Below are 17,741 nucleotides of genomic sequence, written 5' to 3'. Positions count from 1 at the left end.
ACCATGAATGCAGACACCTCCTTGGGCTTCGCCCATTTCATTGCCCAGAGCGACGTGGTCGGCAAGACCTTGCTCGCGATCCTGGTGCTGATGTCCGTCGTCTCCTGGGCCATCATCGCGATCAAGGGCCTGACCCTGCTCGCGCGCAAGAAGCGCAGCGAAGCCTTCCTGTCGTTCTTCTGGAACGCGAGCTCGCTCGACGCGGTGGCCTCCGAGATCGTGACGCACGGTGCCAACGACCCGTTCTCGCACCTCACCAGCCACGCGATGAGCGCCCGTGCGCACCACGCGAAGTACGGCGCCGCGAAGCTGGAAGAAGCCGGCACGGCCGGCGACTTCGTCACCCGCACCATCAAGAAGGTGCTCGACGAAGAAACCACGCGCCTCGAGAACGGGCTCGCGATGCTCGCCACCGTCGGCGCCACGGCGCCTTTCGTCGGCCTCTTCGGCACCGTGTGGGGCGTGTACCACGCGCTCGTCGCCATCGGCATAAGCGGCGCCGGCACGCTCGACAAGGTGGCCGGCCCCGTGGGCGAGGCGCTGATCATGACGGGCCTGGGCCTCGCGGTCGCGATCCCCGCGGTGATGGGCTACAACTGGCTCACGCGTGCCAACCGCGTGATCCTCTCCAAGCTCGACGCCTTCGCCTACGAGCTGCACACCTTCGTGTCGATGGGCCAGCCCTTGTCGGGCGAGGTGGTGCCGCTGCGCAACGGCGGCACGCCGGCCCGCGCGGCCGCCTGACGAGGAGCGCGACATGGCCTTCGCAAGCTTCGACAACCGCAGCGCCGGCGCGCCCATGGCCGAGATCAACATGGTGCCGTTGATCGACGTGATGCTGGTGCTGCTGGTGATCTTCATCGTGACCGCACCACTGCTCACGCAGGCCGTGAAGCTCGAGCTGCCCAAGGCGAGCTCTCAGCCCAACGTGACGCAGGCCGACAAGATCGAGTTCGGCATCGACGCCAACGGCGGCCTCTTCTGGAACGGCGAGCCGGTGGAGCGCGCCGAGGCCGCACGCCGCTTTGCCGTCGAAAGCCAGCGCCAGCCGCAGCCCGAGGTGCACCTGAAGGCCGACCAGGCTGTGGCCTACCGCGTGGTGGCGCAGACCCTGGCCGATGCGTCCAAGGCGGGCCTCACCAAGGTCGGCTTCATCAGCGAGCCCGAGACGCCGTGACCCTCACGCCACCGCCGATCACCCCGCCGCCGATCGACCGGCCCTCGGTGCACGAGGCCCAGCCCGCCGCGCCGGTGCCGGCCGAGCCGCGCATCTCCAGTCGCCAGCTGCTCGGCGATGCGAAGGAGGTGCTGATCGAGCACCGCGGCGCCGTCTACCGCTTGCGCGAGACCTCGCTCGGCAAGCTCATCCTCACCAAGTAAACCCAACACGCCAGCACAGCCAGCCCGTCGCCGCCAGCCAGTGCCTCACCGACAACCTGGAGATCACTGTGCCCACCAAGACGCTTCCGCTCAGCCCGGCTGCTGCGGCCCCTTCCCGCCCCACCCTGCTGCCCCTGGGTGCCCTCGCAGCTGGCTTCGGCCTCGCCCTGTCGCCCGCGATGGCGCAGCAGTCGGCGCCCGCCGCCGTGCCGGCGGCTTCGGCGGCCTCTCCGGCATCTGCGGCCAACGAACCCGTGGTGACGCTGCCCACCATCCGCATCAAGGCCGAGCCCGCCGAGCCGTCGGGCAAGCAGGACTACCAGGCCACCACCACCCGCATCGGCAAGGGCAAGCAGGAGCTGCGTGACGTGCCGCAGTCGGTGACCGTCGTCACCGAGCGCCTGATCGACGACCGCAACGTCGACACCCTGAAGCAGGCCCTGCACCAGACCGCGGGCATCTCCTTCCTCGCCGCCGAAGGGGGCGAAGAAGACATCCGCCTGCGCGGCTTCTCCCTGCAGGCCGCGGGCGACGTCTTCATCGACGGCATGCGCGACCCGGCCTTCTACGAGCGCGACTCCTTCAACTGGGACCGCCTGGAGCTGCTGCGCGGCTCGGCCTCGATGCTCTTCGGCCGCGGCTCCACCGGCGGTGCGGTCAACCAGGTGACCAAGCAGCCGCAGCTGTCGAACGACTACGAGGTCAGCACCACCCTCGGCACCGGCAACTACATGCGCTCGACGCTGGACTTCAACCAGCGCACCGGTGAAACCACGGCGGTGCGCATCAACACCATGCTCACGCAGGCCGACAACTACGGCAACAAGATCGACAACAAGGGCATCGCACCCACCATCAAGTACGGCATCGGCACGCCCGACGAGGTGTCGGTCGGCCTCTACCACCTCGAGAACAACGGCGGCATCAACTACGGCCTGCCCTGGGTGCCGCAGGGCGCGAGCGGCAACGGCGACCGGCTCTGGACGACCGACCCGAAGAACTACTACGGGCTGGCCAGCGACTACCTGCGCGGCAGCACGACGCAGGGCAACCTCGTGCACACCCACAAGTTCGACGACAGCAGCGAGCTGCGCACCGCCTTTCGCCAGGCCCGCTACACCCGCGACCAGCGGGCGAGCACGATACGTTTTGCGCCGATGGCCAGCCAGCCGGGCGGGGTGCCCGTCACCGCCGACACCTTCAGCGATGCCACGGTGCTGAACCGCGGCACACCCACGCCGAAGATCATGAACATGGACACCCGCTATTTGCAAAGTGACTACAACGGGAAGTTCAACCTGGGTGGCTACAGCCATGCGGTGGTCGGCGGCATGGACTACGCAGACGAGTCCTTCGAAAACTTTGGCCTTTCACCGGTCAGCCCTGTCCTCACGAAACCCACCACGACGGTGGGGAACCCGAACGATGGCGCCAGCATCGACGAAGGGTCGCGTATCACCCGGGTGACGCAGACTTTCCGCGCCAAGGCGCTTGGCGTCTACATCCAGGATCTGGTCCAGGTCGCACCCGCATGGAAGGTGCTCGGCGGTCTGCGCTGGGATCACTTTGCCGGGCGCTACGCGCAGCCGCAAGACGGCGTGGTGCGTGAGCGAACCGATGCCCTCTGGAGCCATCGCTTCGGCATCCTGTTTCAGCCGACCGCAACGCAGTCGTACCACTTCTCCTATGGCACCTCGTTCAACACCTCTGGCGACACCTATCGCTATGACGCGCTCGGTTCGAACACCGGCCCGGAGGGCAGCCGCAACTTCGAGCTGGGCGCCAAGCTCGACACAGCCGACGGCAAGTTCACCACTCGGGTGGCCCTGTTCCACGCCACCAAATACAACGAACGCAACCGCGACGAACCCACGGCGGACAACTACGCACTTTCGGGGGCCCGCCACGCCGCAGGCCTTGAACTGGACATGATGGGCCGGCCGCACCCACTCTGGGAAGTATTCGCCTCCTACTCGTTCATTCCCGACGCCAAGATCGACAAGGCCGCCTCCAACGGCGACACGCTCTTGTCGGGTGAGACCGTCGGTATGCGCCCCGGCCTGACGCCTCGCCACACCGGCACCCTGTGGGCCACCTACAAGGTGCTGCCGAAATGGCGCGTCGGCGGTGGCCTGAATGCCCGCAGCTCGGACCGGCCGCAGCAGAGCACGATCACCGCGCCGCGCTACATCACCGGCGACCTGATGACCGAGTTCGAGGCCACCGACGTCGCGACCTTCAAGCTCAATGTGACCAACGTGACCGACGAGCACTACGCCGACATGCTTTACCGCGGCCACTACATCCCGGGCAAGGGTCGCACGGTCCAGCTCAACATGACCCTGAAGTTCTGAGCGCCCGTTGCCGGCCCTTCGGGGCCAGCCTTCGTCTTCCAGCACAGCCATCGCCATGCTCCAGCACATCCAGCAGGTCTTGACCCCCGACGAAGTCCGCACTGCCCGCGAGATCCTCGCGCGTGCGCCCTGGGGCGACGGCCGGGTGACCGCCGGCATGCAATCGGCCCTGGCCAAGAACAACGAGCAGCTGCCGCAAGACTGCCCCGAAGCGCGCGCGCTGCAGCAGATCGTGCTGCAAGGCCTCAACCGCCACGCGGTGTTCTTCTCGGCGGCGCTGCCGAAGAAGGTCTTCCCGCCGCTCTTCAACCGCTACGGCGGCACCGCCAACGCCTTCGGCGACCACGTCGACAACGCCATCCGCTACGTGCCCGGCTCGCCCACCGGCGAACGGGTGCGCACCGACATCAGCTGCACCCTCTTCTTCGCCGACCCCGCCGACTACGACGGCGGCGAGCTGGTGATCGAAGACACCTACGGCCGCCAGCAGGTCAAGCTGCCGGCCGGCGACATGGTGCTCTACCCCGGCACCAGCGTGCACCGCGTCGAGCCCGTCACACGTGGCCACCGCATCGCAAGCTTCTTCTGGATCGAGAGCATGGTGCGCAGCGACGAGCAGCGCCGCCTGCTCTTCGACATGGACCAGCACCTGATGAGCCTGCGCACACGCCACGGCGAGACCGACCCGGCGGTGATCGGCCTCACCGGCACGTACCACAACCTCCTGCGCGCCTGGGCCGACACCTGAGCGCGCGTTTGCCACTTCGAAAGGGACTCACCATGAAACACCTCTTCCTCGTTGCCACCCTGACCCTGCTCGCCACGGGCGCCGCCCAAGCCCACGGCGACATCAAGTGCAGCACCCCCAAGGCCGAATGGCGCGGCCAGATGGAGCTGCAAAGCAAGCTCGTCGCCGAAGGCTGGAAGGTGCGCAAGGTGAAGGTCGAGAACGGTTGCTACGAGGTCTACGGCTTCGACTCGAAGGGCCAGAAGGCCGAGGCCTTCTTCGACCCGAAGAGCTTTGAGCCGGTGCTGCCCGCGGGCCAGGCCGCCGCCAAGTGATCGCCTGAGCTTCGTTCGATGAAGGTCTGGGACCTGCCCGTCCGCGCCCTCCACCTCGCGCTCATCGGCGCCGTGGCGGGGGCATGGCTCACCACCGAGAAGTGGACGCACTGGCACGAGACCATCGGCTACACGGCGCTTGCCATCGTGCTGATGCGCCTGGTGTGGGGCGTGGCGGGCGGCGCCTATGCGCGCTTCGGGCAGTTCGTGCGCGGCCCGCGCGAGACCTTCGGCTACCTTGCCGCGCTGCTGCGCGGGCGCGCGTCGCGCCACCTCGGCCACAACCCGCTCGGGGGCTGGATGGTGGTGCTGTTGCTCGGCTGCGTGCTCGCGGTCGGCGGCACCGGATGGCTCTGCACCACCGACCGCTACTGGGGCGACGAGACGATGTTCGCGCTGCACGCGGGGCTCGCGTGGACCCTGGTCGCCCTCGTCGCGCTGCACCTCTGCGGCGTGCTCGCGATGAGTGTTCGGCACCGCGAGAGCCTCGTCGCCGCGATGCTGCACGGGCGAAAACGCGAGCCGCACGAGGGCGATGTGAGCTGAGCGCGGGAGCGCTCGTCGTGTCTCTCTGTGGCATGAGAGAGGCGCACGAGAGGCACACAAGTGACGCGCAGCGACGACAAAAGCACGCTGCGAAGCGCGTTTGCGCGCGTTTTACCTATGAAAACTGCTTCTCAATGCAGCACTCTCGCAGTAGTATTCGCTCCGCACGTGATCCATGGAGAACCGAGTAGCTCATGCGGCACTCACCCAACACGGGCACATCAACAACTCATTTGATGGAGAAATTCGAAATGGCAACTGCGAAGAAGGCTGCGAAACCCGCAGCAAAAAAGGCCGCTCCGGCCAAGAAGGCGGCAGCGAAGAAGGCCGCCCCGGCGAAGAAGGCGGCACCGGCCAAGAAGGCCGCTCCGGCGAAGAAGGCAGCCGCCAAGAAGGCTGCTCCCGCCAAGAAGGCCGCCAAGGCTCCGGCGAAGAAGCGCACCCCCAACGCCGCCTTCATGAAGGCGATGACCCCGAGCGCAGCACTGGCCGCCATCATTGGCGACAAGCCGGTTCCGCGCACCGAGGTCACCAAGAAGGTGTGGGACTACATCAAGGCCAACAAGCTGCAAGACGCAGCCAAGCGCACGATGATCAACGCCGACGCCAAGCTGAAGGAAATCTTCAAGAAGGGCCAAGTGTCGATGTTCGAGATGACCAAGCTGATCAACGGTCACCTCAAGTAAATCGAAGGCTTCGGCCAACGACAGAAGCCGGTGCAGTGCACCGGCTTTTTTCATTCTGGGCGGCGAATGCACGCGCCTTCGATACCTCAGGCTGAGCGACCGGCGGCGTGCGAGCGCAGCGATGCACCCATCAAGCCACGCCCGAGGGACGGGTTCCCCGGCCCGATGGGTGGCGCCCCTTGGGGGCAGGAGCGCTAGCGACTGGGGGGCTGTTCCAGCGCCTGGCCGAGGCCTTCGAGCATCGAAGCCACGTTGATCGGCTTCGTCCAGTAGCCGTCGAAGCCCGCGGCGAGCGCTGCGTCGATCTGCGCCTGCATCGCGTCGGCTGACAGTGCGATGCACTGCAGCCCCGAGGTGCGCGGGTCGGCGCGCAGGGCGCGGATGAGCTCCAGCCCGTTCATGTCGGGCAGGTTCATGTCGATCAGCAGCAGGTCGTGGTGCTGCGCGCGGGCGGCGGCGAGGCCGCCCTGGCCATCGGTCGCGATGTGCAGCGCCCATTGCGGGCGTGCCTTGAACACCTCCTGCATCAAGAGCACGTTGAGCGGCTCGTCTTCCACGTAGAGCACCTGGCGGTGCGCGGTGGTGGGCTCGGGTGGCAGCGGGTCGCGCGGGTCGGCGCGGTGGCGGGTGCCGGTGGGGGCGGTGCCGGCCGGCAGGCTCAGCGTGAAGGTCGAACCCTTGCCGGGGCGGCTCGTCACCTTCAGCTCACCCCCCATCGAGGCCGCCAGCTGGCGCGCGATCACGAGGCCGAGGCCGGTGCCTTCCACCCGCTTCTGCTCGGCGCCGAGCCGGTTGAAGGGCTGGAAGAGCCGCGCCTGCTGCGTCTCCGAGAGGCCTTCGCCTTCATCGGTGACGGCCACGAACATGTGCTCGTCGCCGCGCGAGAGCGTGACCTTCACCGTGCCGGCGGGCCGGTTGTACTTGATGGCGTTCGACAGCAGGTTGAGCAGCACCTGCTCCACTGCGCGCGCATCGGCCAGCGCCCAGTGGGCGCGGCGTGGCGGTGCGGCGAGACGGACGCCGGCACTGTCGGCCATCGGCTGGATCAGCGTGAAGCAGGTCTGCAGCGTGGCTGCCAGGTTGACCGGCGTGCTGGCGAGCGAGAAGTCTTCCTGCTCGATGCGCGCGAGGTTGAGCATGTCGTTGATGAGCTCGAGCAGGTGGCGGCCGGCGCGCAGCACGCTGTCGAGGCGGCGGGCCTGGTCGGGCTCCAGCGGGTGCACGCGGTCGATGGCCATCAGCTGCGCGAAGCCGAGGATGCCGTTGAGCGGTGTGCGCAGCTCGTGGCTCACGCGCGAAAGGAACTCGCTCTTGGCGCGGCTGGCGCGCTCGGCGGCTTCCTTGTCGTGGCGCAGCTGCTCGTGCGCGGCCTGCTGCGTCACATCGCGGCAGGTGCCCACCATGCCGACCGGGCGCTGCGCCTCGCCGAGCGTGCAGCGGGCGAAGATCTCGAGCGTGGCCTCGCTGCCGTCGGGCCGCTGCTGGCGGTAGCGCGCCTCCAGCATGCCGCCGGTGGCCAGCGCGTGCTCCAGCCGCGCCTGCACCGCATAGCGGTCGCTCGGGTGGATGGCGGCGAGCCAGTCGTTGAGCCGGTAATCGCCCTGCGGGAACCTGAGGCCGTGGTTGGCGCAGGCGCGGGCGTCGAAGTTCATGCGGCCGCTGTCGAGGTCGAGTTCGGCGATGCCGATGCCGGCCGCTTCGGCGGCCAGGCTCCAGCGCTCTTCGCTGCTGCGCAGGGCGAGCTCGGTCTCCTTGCGCGCGGTCACGTCGGAACAGAAGCCGTGCCAGAGCGTGCCGCCTTCGGCATGGCGCTCGGGCACGGCACGCACTTCGATCCAGCGCACCCCACCGTCGCGGATGATGCGAAATTCGCGCTGCCAGGGCCGCAGCGTGCGCGAGGCGGCCATCAGGCTGGGCACGAAGTCGACGGCGTCGTCGGGGTGCAGCATGCGGCACACCACGCTGGCGTCGCCCCCGTCGCCGTTGCGCGGCGGCTCGACGCCGAAGAGCTCGCGCGTGGCGTCGCTCGCGTAGGTGTAGAAGGGCGTGCCGTCGCGCTGCATCCAGAGCTGGAAGATCACGCCCGGCACCTGTGACGACAGCTTGCGCAGCAGCTCGCCCTGCGCATGCGTGCGCCGCTCGGCCGCGATGTGCGCCGACACGTCGCGGGCGGTGCCGCGGTAGCCGGTGAACTCGCCGTCGGCATCGAACACCGGCACCGCGCTGCGCGACACCTGCAGCACGCCGCGCGCGGTGGCCTTGTCCGTGATCACGCGGGTGATCGGCTGGCGCCGCTGCAGCAGTGCGTGCAGGCTGCGCCCGCCCCCGAGCGGCTGGCCGAGGCCGTCGAGCAAGGGCGCGTCTTCGAGCAGCTGGCCGCGCACCGAGCCGGGCGAGAGCCCGGTCACCGCTTCGAAGGTCGACGACACCCAGGTGTAGCGCAGGGAGGCGTCGGTCTCCCACATCCAGTCGCCCGAGGCGCGCGCGAAGTCGAGCAGGCGGTGGCGCTCGTCGTCGGCGGGCGGTGTGACGTGGCGGTTGGCGATCAGCGTGCTGGCCACACGCGCGAGTTGCACGAGGCTCTGGCGCTGCGCGTCGCTCAGCGTGCGGGGGCGCGAGTCGACCACGCACAGTGCGCCCAGCACCTCGCCGTCGACCACCAGCGGCGCGCCCGCATAGCCGCGGATGTGCGGCACGCCGGTCACGAAGGGGCTGTGTGCAAACCGGACATCGTGCGCCGCGTCGTGCACCTCGAAGAGCCCCTCGCTCACGAGCGTGTGGTTGCAGAAGGAGATGGCGCGCGGGATCTCGCGCACCGGCAGGTCGTCCCAGCCGTGCACGGCCTTGAACCATTCGCGCTGTGCGTCGACCAGGCTGATCGCGGCGATCGGCGTGCCGCAGAGTTCGGCGGCGCACTGCACGAGCGCGTTGAAACTCTCTTCGGGGGCGGTGTCGAGGATGCCCGTCGCGTGAAGCCTGGCCAGCCGTTGGGATTCGTCAGCGGGCAGAGGCGCAGGCGGCATGGGGGTGTCGTCGTGGCGCGTTGCGCGACAGGGGGTGGGGCGGGGCTGCGGCAATGTAGTGCAAGCGTCTGGCGCTTGCCAAGAGTGGCAACCCCCGCATGCAAGCACGATGCCGCATTGCTGCGGTGCATCGTGGCGCTTTTCAACCTCGTGAGAAAAGTCTCGCCAGCGCGGAGCCTTGATCTACCGCAACAACGGCCTGAGGTAGTGCCCCGTGTGGCTCGCCGGGTGGGCCGCTACCTCTTCCGGCGTGCCGGCCGCGACCACCGTTCCGCCACCCGCTCCCCCCTCGGGCCCCATGTCGATCAACCAGTCGGCGGTCTTGATGACGTCGAGGTTGTGCTCGATCACGACGATGGTGTTGCCCGCGTCGCGCAGCTGGTGCAGCACCTTGAGCAAGAGATCGATGTCGGCGAAGTGCAGGCCGGTGGTGGGCTCGTCGAGGATGTAGAGCGTGCGGCCGGTGTCGCGCTTGCTGAGTTCGAGTGCGAGCTTCACGCGCTGCGCCTCGCCGCCCGAGAGCGTGGTCGCGCTTTGCCCGAGGCGGATGTAGCCGAGGCCCACGTCGAGCAGCGTCTGCAGCTTGCGCGCGATGTTGGGCACGGCGTTGAAGTACTCGTGCGCGTCTTCCACCGTGAGGTTGAGCACCTCGGTGATGTTCTTGCCCTTGTAGAGCACCTCCAGCGTCTCGCGGTTGTAGCGCTTGCCGTGGCACACGTCGCAGGGCACGTAGACGTCGGGCAGGAAGTGCATCTCGACCTTCAGCACGCCGTCGCCCTGGCAGGCCTCGCAGCGGCCGCCGGCCACGTTGAAGCTGAAGCGGCCCGGGCCGTAGCCGCGCTCTCGGGCGGTGGGCACTTCGGCAAAGAGCTCGCGGATCGGCGTGAAGAGCCCGGTGTAGGTGGCGGGGTTGCTGCGCGGCGTGCGGCCGATGGGGCTCTGGTCGACGCTGATGACCTTGTCGAGGAGGTCCAGCCCGTCGATGGTGTCGTGCGGCTCGGGCTCGGCGTGGCTGCCGTAGAGCTTGCGGGCGACCGCTGCGTACAAGGTGTCGTTGACGAGTGTCGACTTGCCCGAACCCGACACGCCGGTCACGCAGGTGAAGAGCCCAACCGGGATCTCGGCCGTCACGCCCTTCAGGTTGTTGCCGCGGGCGTTGACGATGCGCAGCGTCTGAGGCTCGTCCATGTCTTGCAGGCGGCGGCGCTGCTTCGGCACCGGGATCTTCAGCACACCGGCGAGGTAGCGGCCGGTGAGCGACTCCTTGCTCGCCGCCACGTCGGCCGGCGTGCCTTGCGCGATCACCTCGCCACCGTGCACACCGGCGCCGGGGCCCATGTCGATCACATGGTCGGCGGCACGGATCGCGTCTTCGTCGTGCTCGACCACCAGCACCGAGTTGCCGATGTCGCGCAGGTGGCGCAGCGTGCCGATGAGACGGTCGTTGTCGCGCTGGTGCAGGCCGATGCTCGGCTCGTCGAGCACGTACATCACGCCGGTCAGGCCCGAGCCGATCTGCGAGGCAAGGCGGATGCGCTGGGCCTCGCCGCCCGAGAGCGTGTCGGCGCTGCGGTCGAGGCTCAGGTAGTTGAGGCCGACGTCGTTGAGGAACTTGAGGCGCGAGCGGATCTCGCGGATCACCTTGTCGGCGATCTCGGCCTTGGCGCCTTTGAGCTTCAGCTGCTCGAAGTACGCGAGGCACTCGCGCAGCGTCTGGTGCTCGATGCGGTAGATCGGCTCGCCAGGCTCTTTGCCAGAGACGGCCTCGCCGTCGCCTTGCAGGAAGACGTGGCGCGCTTCGGTGCGCAGGCGGGTGCCGTGGCAGGTGGGGCAGGGCTTCGCGGCCTGGTAGCGGGCGAGGTCTTCGCGCACGGCGGCCGAGTCGGTCTCGCGGTAGCGCCGCTCCAGGTTGGGGATGATCCCTTCGAAGGGGTGCTTGCGCTTGACGCTGCGCGTCTTGCCCTTGGGGCCGTCGGCTTCGTAGGTGAAGCTGATCTCTTCCTCGGCCGAGCCATAGAGCAGCACCTGGCGGGCTTGCTTGGAGAGGTCTTCGAACGGCGTGTCGATGTCGAACTTGTAGTGCTTGGCCACGCTCTCGAGCAGCGAGAAGGTGTAGCCGTTGCGGCGGTCCCAGCCCTTCACCGCGCCGCTGGCGAGGCTGAGCGAGGGGAAGGCGACGACCCGTTCGGGGTCGAACGCGGTCACCTGGCCCAGGCCGTCGCAGCTCGGGCAGGCGCCCACCGGCGAGTTGAACGAGAAGAGGCGCGGCTCCAGTTCGCTCAAGCTGTAGCTGCAGATCGGGCAGGCGAAGCGGTTGCTGAAGAGGTGTTCCTTGCCGCTGTCCATCTCCAGCGCGATGGCGCGCCCTTCGGCGTTGCGCAGCGCGGCCTCGAAACTTTCGGCCAGGCGCTGCTGCAAACCTTCCTGCACCTTCACCCGGTCGATCACGATGTCGATGTCGTGCTTCTCGGCCTTCTTGAGCTTGGGCACGTCGGTTGCGTCGAAGGTCGCGCCGTCGATGCGAAAACGCACGTAGCCCTGCGCCTGCATGTCGGCAAACAGTTCGGCGAACTCGCCCTTGCGGTCGCGCACCACCGGCGCCAGCACCATGAGCTTGGTGCCCTCGGGCAACGCGAGCGCCGCATCGACCATCTGGCTCACGCTCTGTGCCTGCAGCGGCAGCTTGTGCTCGGGGCAGAAGGGCGTGCCGGCCCGGGCATAGAGCAGGCGCAGGTAGTCGTGGATCTCGGTCACCGTGCCCACGGTGGAGCGCGGGTTGTGGCTGGTCGCCTTCTGCTCGATGCTGATCGCGGGCGACAGGCCCTCGATCACGTCGACGTCGGGCTTGTCCATCAGCTGCAGGAACTGCCGCGCATACGCACTCAAGCTTTCGACGTAGCGCCGCTGCCCTTCGGCATACAGCGTGTCGAACGCGAGGCTCGACTTGCCCGAGCCCGACAGCCCGGTGATCACCACCAGCTGGTTGCGCGGGATGTCGAGGTCGACGTTCTTGAGGTTGTGGGTGCGCGCGCCTCGCACCCGCAGAACGGGTGCTTCCACGGAGTTGGCACGGAGCATCGGCGCTTCGATGGAGGCCTCGGGCGGAGCGGGCGGGCGGCGGGCGGGCATGGGGCGGCGAGGTAAACGAATGATGATAGCGAGGCACGATGTCCTCGCCGCTGACGCCTGCTGCCGCCGGTCAGCGGCGAGCCCCAAAGAAAAAGGGGCGCGCCCGGGAGGGCCGCCCCTTCGAGCCGGCAAGGTGCCGGCCGCGTGCGCCGTGGCGCGTCAGTTGTTCGGGCAGTAGGTGATGGGGCCGGCGATGGTCTGGATCGGGGGCTGTGGCGGCGTGGCGGACCAGGCGTTCGCAGGGTTGGCGGGGTTGACCGAGATGTTGCAGTCGGTGTCCACCACGATGTCGAACGCATGCCAGAAGTCGTTGAAGCCCTCGCCCGCGGGCGGCGTGAAGATGCTGGTGTAGCCCGCCGCCGAGACTTCGATCCGCACTGGCGATCCCGTCATCGCTGGGGTGTAGGTGCGAGAGTAGTTGGCGACGTAGTAGCGGTAGATGCCGCCGCGCACGACACGGCGCACGGAGACGATCTCTGGGCCGTTCGACGTGGTGTCGTCGTGATCGAGGGCGGCATACGGCAGGCCTGGCAACGAGCCCAGGTTCAGGTATGAAATGTGCGTGCCATGCGGGGTGATCAGGTGCGAGTCCACATCCACCGGGTTGGCCCCCCAGGTCAGTTTGATGCTGATGGCGTCGGCGAGGATCAGGCAGCCCGTGTCGATGGCCTTGGGAACCTTCTCCGTCTCGATCTCGACGTAGTTCGACACACGCCGTCCCCAGCGGGCGTACACGATAGATTCGGCATCGGTTCGCACTGCAATGGAGAAATTGCCGTTGCTGTCAGTGAGGGCGCTCGTCGTGCCCGAATAGTTCACGCCATCAGACTCGACGCGAGCCCTGCTCACGCGCTGGCCGAGGGTGTTCTGCACACAACCCGTGACTTGCACGGCCTCCAGGACGCTGCCGACCGCCCAGGTGCCGGGCTGAGTGGCGGCGCCGGTGTAGTACTGGGCCGGCGCGACGCCCGCCAGGGTGGCCGTGCCTTCATTCACCCAGAAGCCGGTCGACTCGTCGAACCGGAACAGCGCGGCCAGCGGTGGGATGTTGGTGGACCGTGAGGAGACGGGGATGCGCACGGCGGCGCTTGGGGCGAAGTCATACGTGCTGCCGCTGCCATCGGTGACCACGATGGACATCGCACCGTGCGCTTGGAGCCAGGTGTTGGACGACACACGATAGTCGCCGGTCAGCAGGGCCGAGTCCTGGGCGAGGTTGATGGGCGTGACCTGCACGTTCACCGGCTGGGCCGGCGCCGCGCCGCCCGAGGTGACGATCACATTGGCAGGAATGTTCACCTGTGCAGTGCTGCCCCCCACGGTGACGGTGCCACCGACGGCAGCGTCGACGCTCTGCGTCGTCGCCACGGGCGTGAGCTGCACGGGCACGACGGTCTCGACGTTGTTCACCGAGGCCGTGTAGCGCACCTTGGGCACGTAGCCGGGTGCCGAGAGCGTGATCGCGAGGCGATCGTTCTCCGGTACATCCTGGAACGCGAACGAGCCGTTTGCGGACGTCGTGCGTGTCTCGGCACCGACGGTCACCGTGGCGCCGGCCACGGCCAGGCCGGTGGCGGACGACAGTGTTCGGCTGCTCACGTCGCCGGGCACCTGGGGGACCGGTGGCGGGGGTGCGGGCGGGACGTATGGCGTGCTGCCGTTGCCGCCGCTGTCACTGGAGCCGCCGCAGGCGGCCAGCACGGCCGAGAAGGCTGCGGCAACGAGGAAGGCGCGATGAGTCGCGACGTGAGGGGTACGGTTGTGATTCAAGAAGCCTCCGGTGGCGATGCGATCGAATACGGCCGTGGCCTGCAGCAGTTGCCGCAGGAATACGGAACACGATGCCTTGCGCACCCACCCGGAGACGACAGTCACGGTGGGGCGAACACGGAGACGCCAGGCTGCTGCTTCGCAGCAGCCACCCGGCATGGGCCCGAAAACTTGTTCCCCCCCTGCTTCCGACTGGAAGCCGCGCTGACGCTTTTTTTGTTTGAGCGTGTGCACTGGACAGGCGGCAATATAACCAAGACCCTCGCTGAACTGTTGTCGGCGATGGGGGAGTGCACGCCCAATTGAGGGGGGAGAAGGGGGTGCCCGAGCCTCGCCAGGCCTGCTGAAGAAGGCGCCACGGCTGGCGGGAAGGCATTCGTTGTCGACCGGCGCATTCGGCGCTGTGCTCAAGCCGCCCGCCCCGCACGCCCTTTTAGGGCGCGGCGCTGTCGAGGGCTGCTTGCAGCGCGGCGAGCGTCTCGGCCGGCAGCTCCACCTGCCACGCGGTCTGGCCACGTTGCCACAGCACGCTGCGCTCGGTGATCTGGAAGCTGTGCTGCAGCTGGCCGTCGCGCAGCAGGGTGAGTGCGCGGCCCCGCGGCGCAGTGGTCTCGCGGGCGCTGCGTGCTTGCCACTGGGTGCCGGTGCTGCTGTCGAGCTGGGCGAGCCAGGCGTAGATGGCATCGTTCATCGGCTGCGCGGGGGCGTTGGCGCGTTGCCAGGCCCAGCGGGTGGCCTCGCTCGCGATCGCGGCGCGCACGCTGGCCACGCGGGTGTAGGCCTCGCCTTCGAGCTGCAAGCGCGACTCGTTGAGTTGTGCCTTGGCCGCCGCGCGGCGTTGCGACGCTTCGGTGGGTGCCATGCTGCTGCGTTCGCGCTGGTGTTCTTCTTCCTTGACGCGGGCTTTGGCCAAGGCTTCGGCGCTGGCGTCGGCGGACAGCGCCGGGGCTGCGGCCGCCGCAGGTGCCGGTGCCGGTGGCATGGCCACGGGTGCCGGCACGGCGAGCCCTGTCTCGGAGCGCGCGGGGGCGGCGGTGCCCGCTGCCGCATTGCGGGGGGCTTCGGCCGCTTTCTTGCGCGGGGGCTCGGGCTTGGGGGAAGCGGTCGCGGCGCCATCGGACGGGCTGGTGCGCAGCACGGGCGGCGCTTCGGAAGCCGCGGGCGCCGCCGGCTCTGCCGCAGGCGCGGCGGCGGGAACGGGCGAGCGTGGCATCGCTTCGTCCATGGGCTGGTCCCACCACATCAGACCGACGAGCGTCGCGGCCATCACACCCGCGAAGCCGGTGGCGACGGCCGGGCGGGCGAGCCAATCCCACACGCGGCGGGCCCAGGTGGGGGCGGGCGTGACCTCGGGTTTGGCGTCGCGTGCCTTGGCGCGTGCTTCCTTCAGGATCAGCTCGCTGAGGTGCGGCGGCGCCTGCAGCTGCGCATCGGGCGCGTGGCGCAGCGCTTCGCGCAGATGGACGTCGCGCGCTTCGTCGGGTTCGCTCATCGGGCTTCCCCTTGCTGCAGCGGCGCGAGGTAGGCGCCCATGCAGACGCGCAGCTTGCTCATCGCGTAGCGCAGGCGTGTCTTGGCGGTCTCGAAGCCGACCTCGAGCGCACGTGCCACGTCGGCCAGCGGCAGCTCGTCTTCGTGGTGCAGAAGGAAGGCGCTGCGTTGTGCGAGGGGCAGTTCGTCGAGGCAACGCAGAAGCCGCTCGCCGGCACGGCGCCAGAACGCGAGCTCCTCGCTGTGCGGCGCCGGGCTCCTGGCCTCTGGCCACTGCGCCCAGGCGGCGTCGCCTTCGGGCTCCCAGGGGGTGTCGTCGTCGGTGCTCACCGAGACCTCGCGCCCGCTGCGCCGCCAGATGTCGATCACGCGGTGGTGCGCGAGCGTGAAGAGCCAGGTGCGGAAGGTGGCGCCTTGTGGCATCCATTGCGCGCGGGCGTTGACGACCTTGAGCCAGGTGTCCTGGAACACCTCGTCGGCCTGCGCGGCGAGTGCGGGGCCAAGCAGCCGGCGCACGAAGCGGTAGAGCCCCGCCTGGTGGCGCGTGTAGAGGCGCTCGAAGGCGGCGGCGTCGCCGCGCGCGTAGGCGCTCATCAGCTCGTCGTCGGTCGGTTCGCCGCGTGTGTCGGACGGGGGGCTCATCGGCGTGGGAGTCTGCCTCATCCTGGGGTGATACGCGCACGGGGTGCCGATGGGGTGAACCGGGGGCGAAAAAACTTTCACCCCACCGTGCGGGCTGGTGCGTGTCAGTGGAGGTGACCTTCACCTTCAGGAGACCCCCCATGCCCTCGATCCCCATTTCTCGCCGTGCGTTGTGGCCGGCCGCGCTGATGAGCCTCATGCTGATGGCCTGCGGCGCCACCTCGGCCGAACGCGAACCCTGGCCACCCGTCTGGCAAGACACCCCCGCGTGGCAGCCCGACGATGCGCCGCCTGCGTTCAGCCCGCCCTCGGCCGCACATTGCCGCCGCCTGCCGACGATGCGCGAAGTGCCCGGGGGTGGCAACGTGCAGCAAGGCCGCGGCGCTTGGCGGCATGAGCGTGACATGGCTTCGTCGCGCGCCGAAGCGCCGCTTGCGAAGCGCCGTGATGCTGCAGGGGCATCGACGGCGGAAGAAACATCGGCCGCGCCGGCCGCCGAATCGCGCATGGCCGACGCGGCGGGTGGGCCATCTGCCCACGCGCCGTTTGCACCGCCCCCGTGGCCCCAGCCACAACCGCAGCCCTCGGTGCAACGCCCCCACCACCCCGTGGTAACGGCCGGCATGGTCGACGACAACGCCGACTTCGGCGAGTACCTCGCCTACCGCCAGCGCCACGCCGGCCTGCCGGTGCGCGAGCGCGACATCAGCGAGCGTTACCTGCTCGAAGTGACCGATGCCAGTGGCCAGCCGGTGCACGACGCCGAGGTGGCGGTGCAACGCCCCGGCGTGGCGCAACCGCTCATGTGGGCCCGCACCGACACGGCAGGCCGGGTGTGGGTGCACCCGCGCGCCTTCATGCCTTACGGACCTGACGAGCGCACGCTCGGCATCGCCGTGCGCAAGGGCACGATGCAAAGCCGCGCGCTGCTGATGCGCGGCCAGTCGAACGCGGTGCAGGTGCGCCTGGGGGCGGTCGCGTCACAGCCGTTGCGCCTCGACCTTGTCTTCCTCATCGACGCCACCGGCTCGATGGGCGACGAGATCGCCAAGCTCAAGGCGTCGATGCGCGCGATGGCGCAGCAGATCGCCCAACTGCCCGGCCAGCCCGACATCTGCTGGGGCCTGGTGAGCTACCGCGACCGCGGCGATGCCTACATCACCCGCACGCACGACTTCACCGACGACCTGGGCGCCTTCCAGCAGCAGCTGGCGAGCGTGCAAGCCCACGGTGGCGGCGACACGCCCGAGGCGCTCAACGAAGCGCTGCATGAAGCCGTGCACCGCATGAGCTGGCGCCAGCAGGCGGCGCGCATGGTGGTGCTGGTGGCCGATGCGCCGCCTCACCTCGACTACGGCGGCCCGCAATATGACCGCGACATGCAGGCCGCACTCGCCAAGGGCATCAAGCTCTTCGCGGTGGGCGCGAGCGGCCTCGACCCGGTGGGCGAATACATCTACCGCCAGATGGCGCAGTACACCGCCGGCCGCTTCGTCTTCCTCACTTACCGCGACGCACACCACCCGGGCAGCGGCCCAGGCACGCAGACGCCGCACGACGTGAAGCAGTATTCGGTGCAGACGCTCGACCGCCTGGTCGTGCACCTGGTCAGCGATGAACTCGCGAAGCTCAGGCGAAGCTGAGAGAGATGCAGCCGA

At 68.7% G+C, this 17,741-nt stretch carries 14 protein-coding genes; 9 read left to right on the top strand and 5 right to left on the bottom strand.

Annotation, left to right across the window (positions count from 1 at the left end):
- Window positions 1-3 precede the first annotated feature (3 nt).
- The 8 genes from KF892_15450 (at window position 4) to KF892_15415 (ending at window position 6,028) form a co-directional block, all read left to right on the top strand.
- Complete coding sequence (locus tag KF892_15450) at window positions 4-744, top strand: MotA/TolQ/ExbB proton channel family protein (GenBank protein ID MBX3626413.1); 741 nt, start codon at window positions 4-6, stop codon at window positions 742-744.
- A 13-nt stretch (window positions 745-757) separates the two neighbouring features.
- Window positions 758-1,177 (top strand): biopolymer transporter ExbD, encoded by a 420-nt coding sequence (locus KF892_15445; GenBank protein MBX3626412.1) that lies wholly within the window; start codon window positions 758-760, stop codon window positions 1,175-1,177.
- Window positions 1,178-1,194: 17 nt separating this feature from the next.
- Window positions 1,195-1,380: a hemin uptake protein HemP gene (locus tag KF892_15440; GenBank protein MBX3626411.1), complete on the top strand. Its 186-nt coding sequence runs from the start codon at window positions 1,195-1,197 to the stop codon at window positions 1,378-1,380.
- 179 nt (window positions 1,381-1,559) lie between these two features.
- Window positions 1,560-3,734: a TonB-dependent receptor gene (locus KF892_15435; GenBank protein MBX3626410.1), complete on the top strand. Its 2,175-nt coding sequence runs from the start codon at window positions 1,560-1,562 to the stop codon at window positions 3,732-3,734.
- A 55-nt stretch (window positions 3,735-3,789) separates the two neighbouring features.
- On the top strand, window positions 3,790-4,482 hold the full coding sequence (locus KF892_15430) for a Fe2+-dependent dioxygenase (GenBank protein ID MBX3626409.1): 693 nt from the start codon (window positions 3,790-3,792) through the stop codon (window positions 4,480-4,482).
- Window positions 4,483-4,514: 32 nt separating this feature from the next.
- The gene (locus KF892_15425) at window positions 4,515-4,796 is read left to right on the top strand and encodes a PepSY domain-containing protein (protein MBX3626408.1); all 282 of its coding nucleotides are present in this window, start codon (window positions 4,515-4,517) and stop codon (window positions 4,794-4,796) included.
- A gap of 18 nt (window positions 4,797-4,814) precedes the next feature.
- Entirely contained in the window at window positions 4,815-5,342 is a 528-nt protein-coding gene (locus KF892_15420) for a cytochrome b/b6 domain-containing protein (protein ID MBX3626407.1), read from the top strand.
- Between the two features lie 251 nt (window positions 5,343-5,593).
- On the top strand, window positions 5,594-6,028 hold the full coding sequence (locus tag KF892_15415; GenBank protein ID MBX3626406.1) for a hypothetical protein: 435 nt from the start codon (window positions 5,594-5,596) through the stop codon (window positions 6,026-6,028).
- Between the two features lie 194 nt (window positions 6,029-6,222).
- On the opposite strand, the gene KF892_15410 is transcribed toward KF892_15415, so the two are convergent.
- The 5 genes from KF892_15410 to KF892_15390 all read right to left on the bottom strand — a co-directional run bounded on the left by KF892_15410 (window position 6,223) and on the right by KF892_15390 (window position 16,083).
- Window positions 6,223-9,051 carry a PAS domain S-box protein gene (locus tag KF892_15410; GenBank protein MBX3626405.1) on the bottom strand — a complete coding sequence of 943 codons (2,829 nt, stop codon included), beginning with the start codon at window positions 9,049-9,051 and terminating at the stop codon, window positions 6,223-6,225.
- 183 nt (window positions 9,052-9,234) lie between these two features.
- Window positions 9,235-12,129: an excinuclease ABC subunit UvrA gene (gene uvrA, locus KF892_15405; protein ID MBX3626404.1), complete on the bottom strand. Its 2,895-nt coding sequence runs from the start codon at window positions 12,127-12,129 to the stop codon at window positions 9,235-9,237.
- A gap of 210 nt (window positions 12,130-12,339) precedes the next feature.
- Entirely contained in the window at window positions 12,340-14,055 is a 1,716-nt protein-coding gene (locus tag KF892_15400; GenBank protein ID MBX3626403.1) for a hypothetical protein, read from the bottom strand.
- A gap of 328 nt (window positions 14,056-14,383) precedes the next feature.
- On the bottom strand, window positions 14,384-15,442 hold the full coding sequence (locus KF892_15395) for a hypothetical protein (GenBank protein MBX3626402.1): 1,059 nt from the start codon (window positions 15,440-15,442) through the stop codon (window positions 14,384-14,386).
- A complete protein-coding gene (locus tag KF892_15390) occupies window positions 15,439-16,083 on the bottom strand; it encodes a sigma-70 family RNA polymerase sigma factor (protein MBX3626401.1) in 645 nt (214 codons plus the stop codon). Before KF892_15390 ends, KF892_15395 begins: the two co-directional genes overlap by 4 nt.
- A 140-nt stretch (window positions 16,084-16,223) precedes the next feature.
- Here KF892_15390 and KF892_15385 point away from each other — a divergent pair, with 140 nt between their 5' ends.
- The gene (locus tag KF892_15385; GenBank protein ID MBX3626400.1) at window positions 16,224-17,726 is read left to right on the top strand and encodes a VWA domain-containing protein; all 1,503 of its coding nucleotides are present in this window, start codon (window positions 16,224-16,226) and stop codon (window positions 17,724-17,726) included.
- Window positions 17,727-17,741: the final 15 nt, after the last annotated feature.

It is taken from the genome of Rhizobacter sp. (assembly GCA_019635355.1).
Lineage (GTDB): Bacteria > Pseudomonadota > Gammaproteobacteria > Burkholderiales > Burkholderiaceae_C > Rhizobacter.
Note: the sequence above shows the minus strand (reverse complement) of the source record. Positions and strands in the feature narration are given on the sequence as shown.

Coding starts and splice junctions, on each gene's coding strand:
- KF892_15450 (MBX3626413.1), top strand. CDS start 4: ATGAATGCAGACACCTCCTTGGGCTTCGCCCATTTCATTGCCCAGAGC.
- KF892_15445 (MBX3626412.1), top strand. CDS start 758: ATGGCCTTCGCAAGCTTCGACAACCGCAGCGCCGGCGCGCCCATGGCC.
- KF892_15435 (MBX3626410.1), top strand. CDS start 1,560: ATGGCGCAGCAGTCGGCGCCCGCCGCCGTGCCGGCGGCTTCGGCGGCC.
- KF892_15430 (MBX3626409.1), top strand. CDS start 3,790: ATGCTCCAGCACATCCAGCAGGTCTTGACCCCCGACGAAGTCCGCACT.
- KF892_15425 (MBX3626408.1), top strand. CDS start 4,515: ATGAAACACCTCTTCCTCGTTGCCACCCTGACCCTGCTCGCCACGGGC.
- KF892_15420 (MBX3626407.1), top strand. CDS start 4,815: ATGAAGGTCTGGGACCTGCCCGTCCGCGCCCTCCACCTCGCGCTCATC.
- KF892_15415 (MBX3626406.1), top strand. CDS start 5,594: ATGGCAACTGCGAAGAAGGCTGCGAAACCCGCAGCAAAAAAGGCCGCT.
- KF892_15410 (MBX3626405.1), bottom strand. CDS start 9,051: ATGCCGCCTGCGCCTCTGCCCGCTGACGAATCCCAACGGCTGGCCAGG.
- uvrA (MBX3626404.1), bottom strand. CDS start 12,129: ATGCTCCGTGCCAACTCCGTGGAAGCACCCGTTCTGCGGGTGCGAGGC.
- KF892_15395 (MBX3626402.1), bottom strand. CDS start 15,442: ATGAGCGAACCCGACGAAGCGCGCGACGTCCATCTGCGCGAAGCGCTG.
- KF892_15390 (MBX3626401.1), bottom strand. CDS start 16,083: ATGAGCCCCCCGTCCGACACACGCGGCGAACCGACCGACGACGAGCTG.
- KF892_15385 (MBX3626400.1), top strand. CDS start 16,224: ATGCCCTCGATCCCCATTTCTCGCCGTGCGTTGTGGCCGGCCGCGCTG.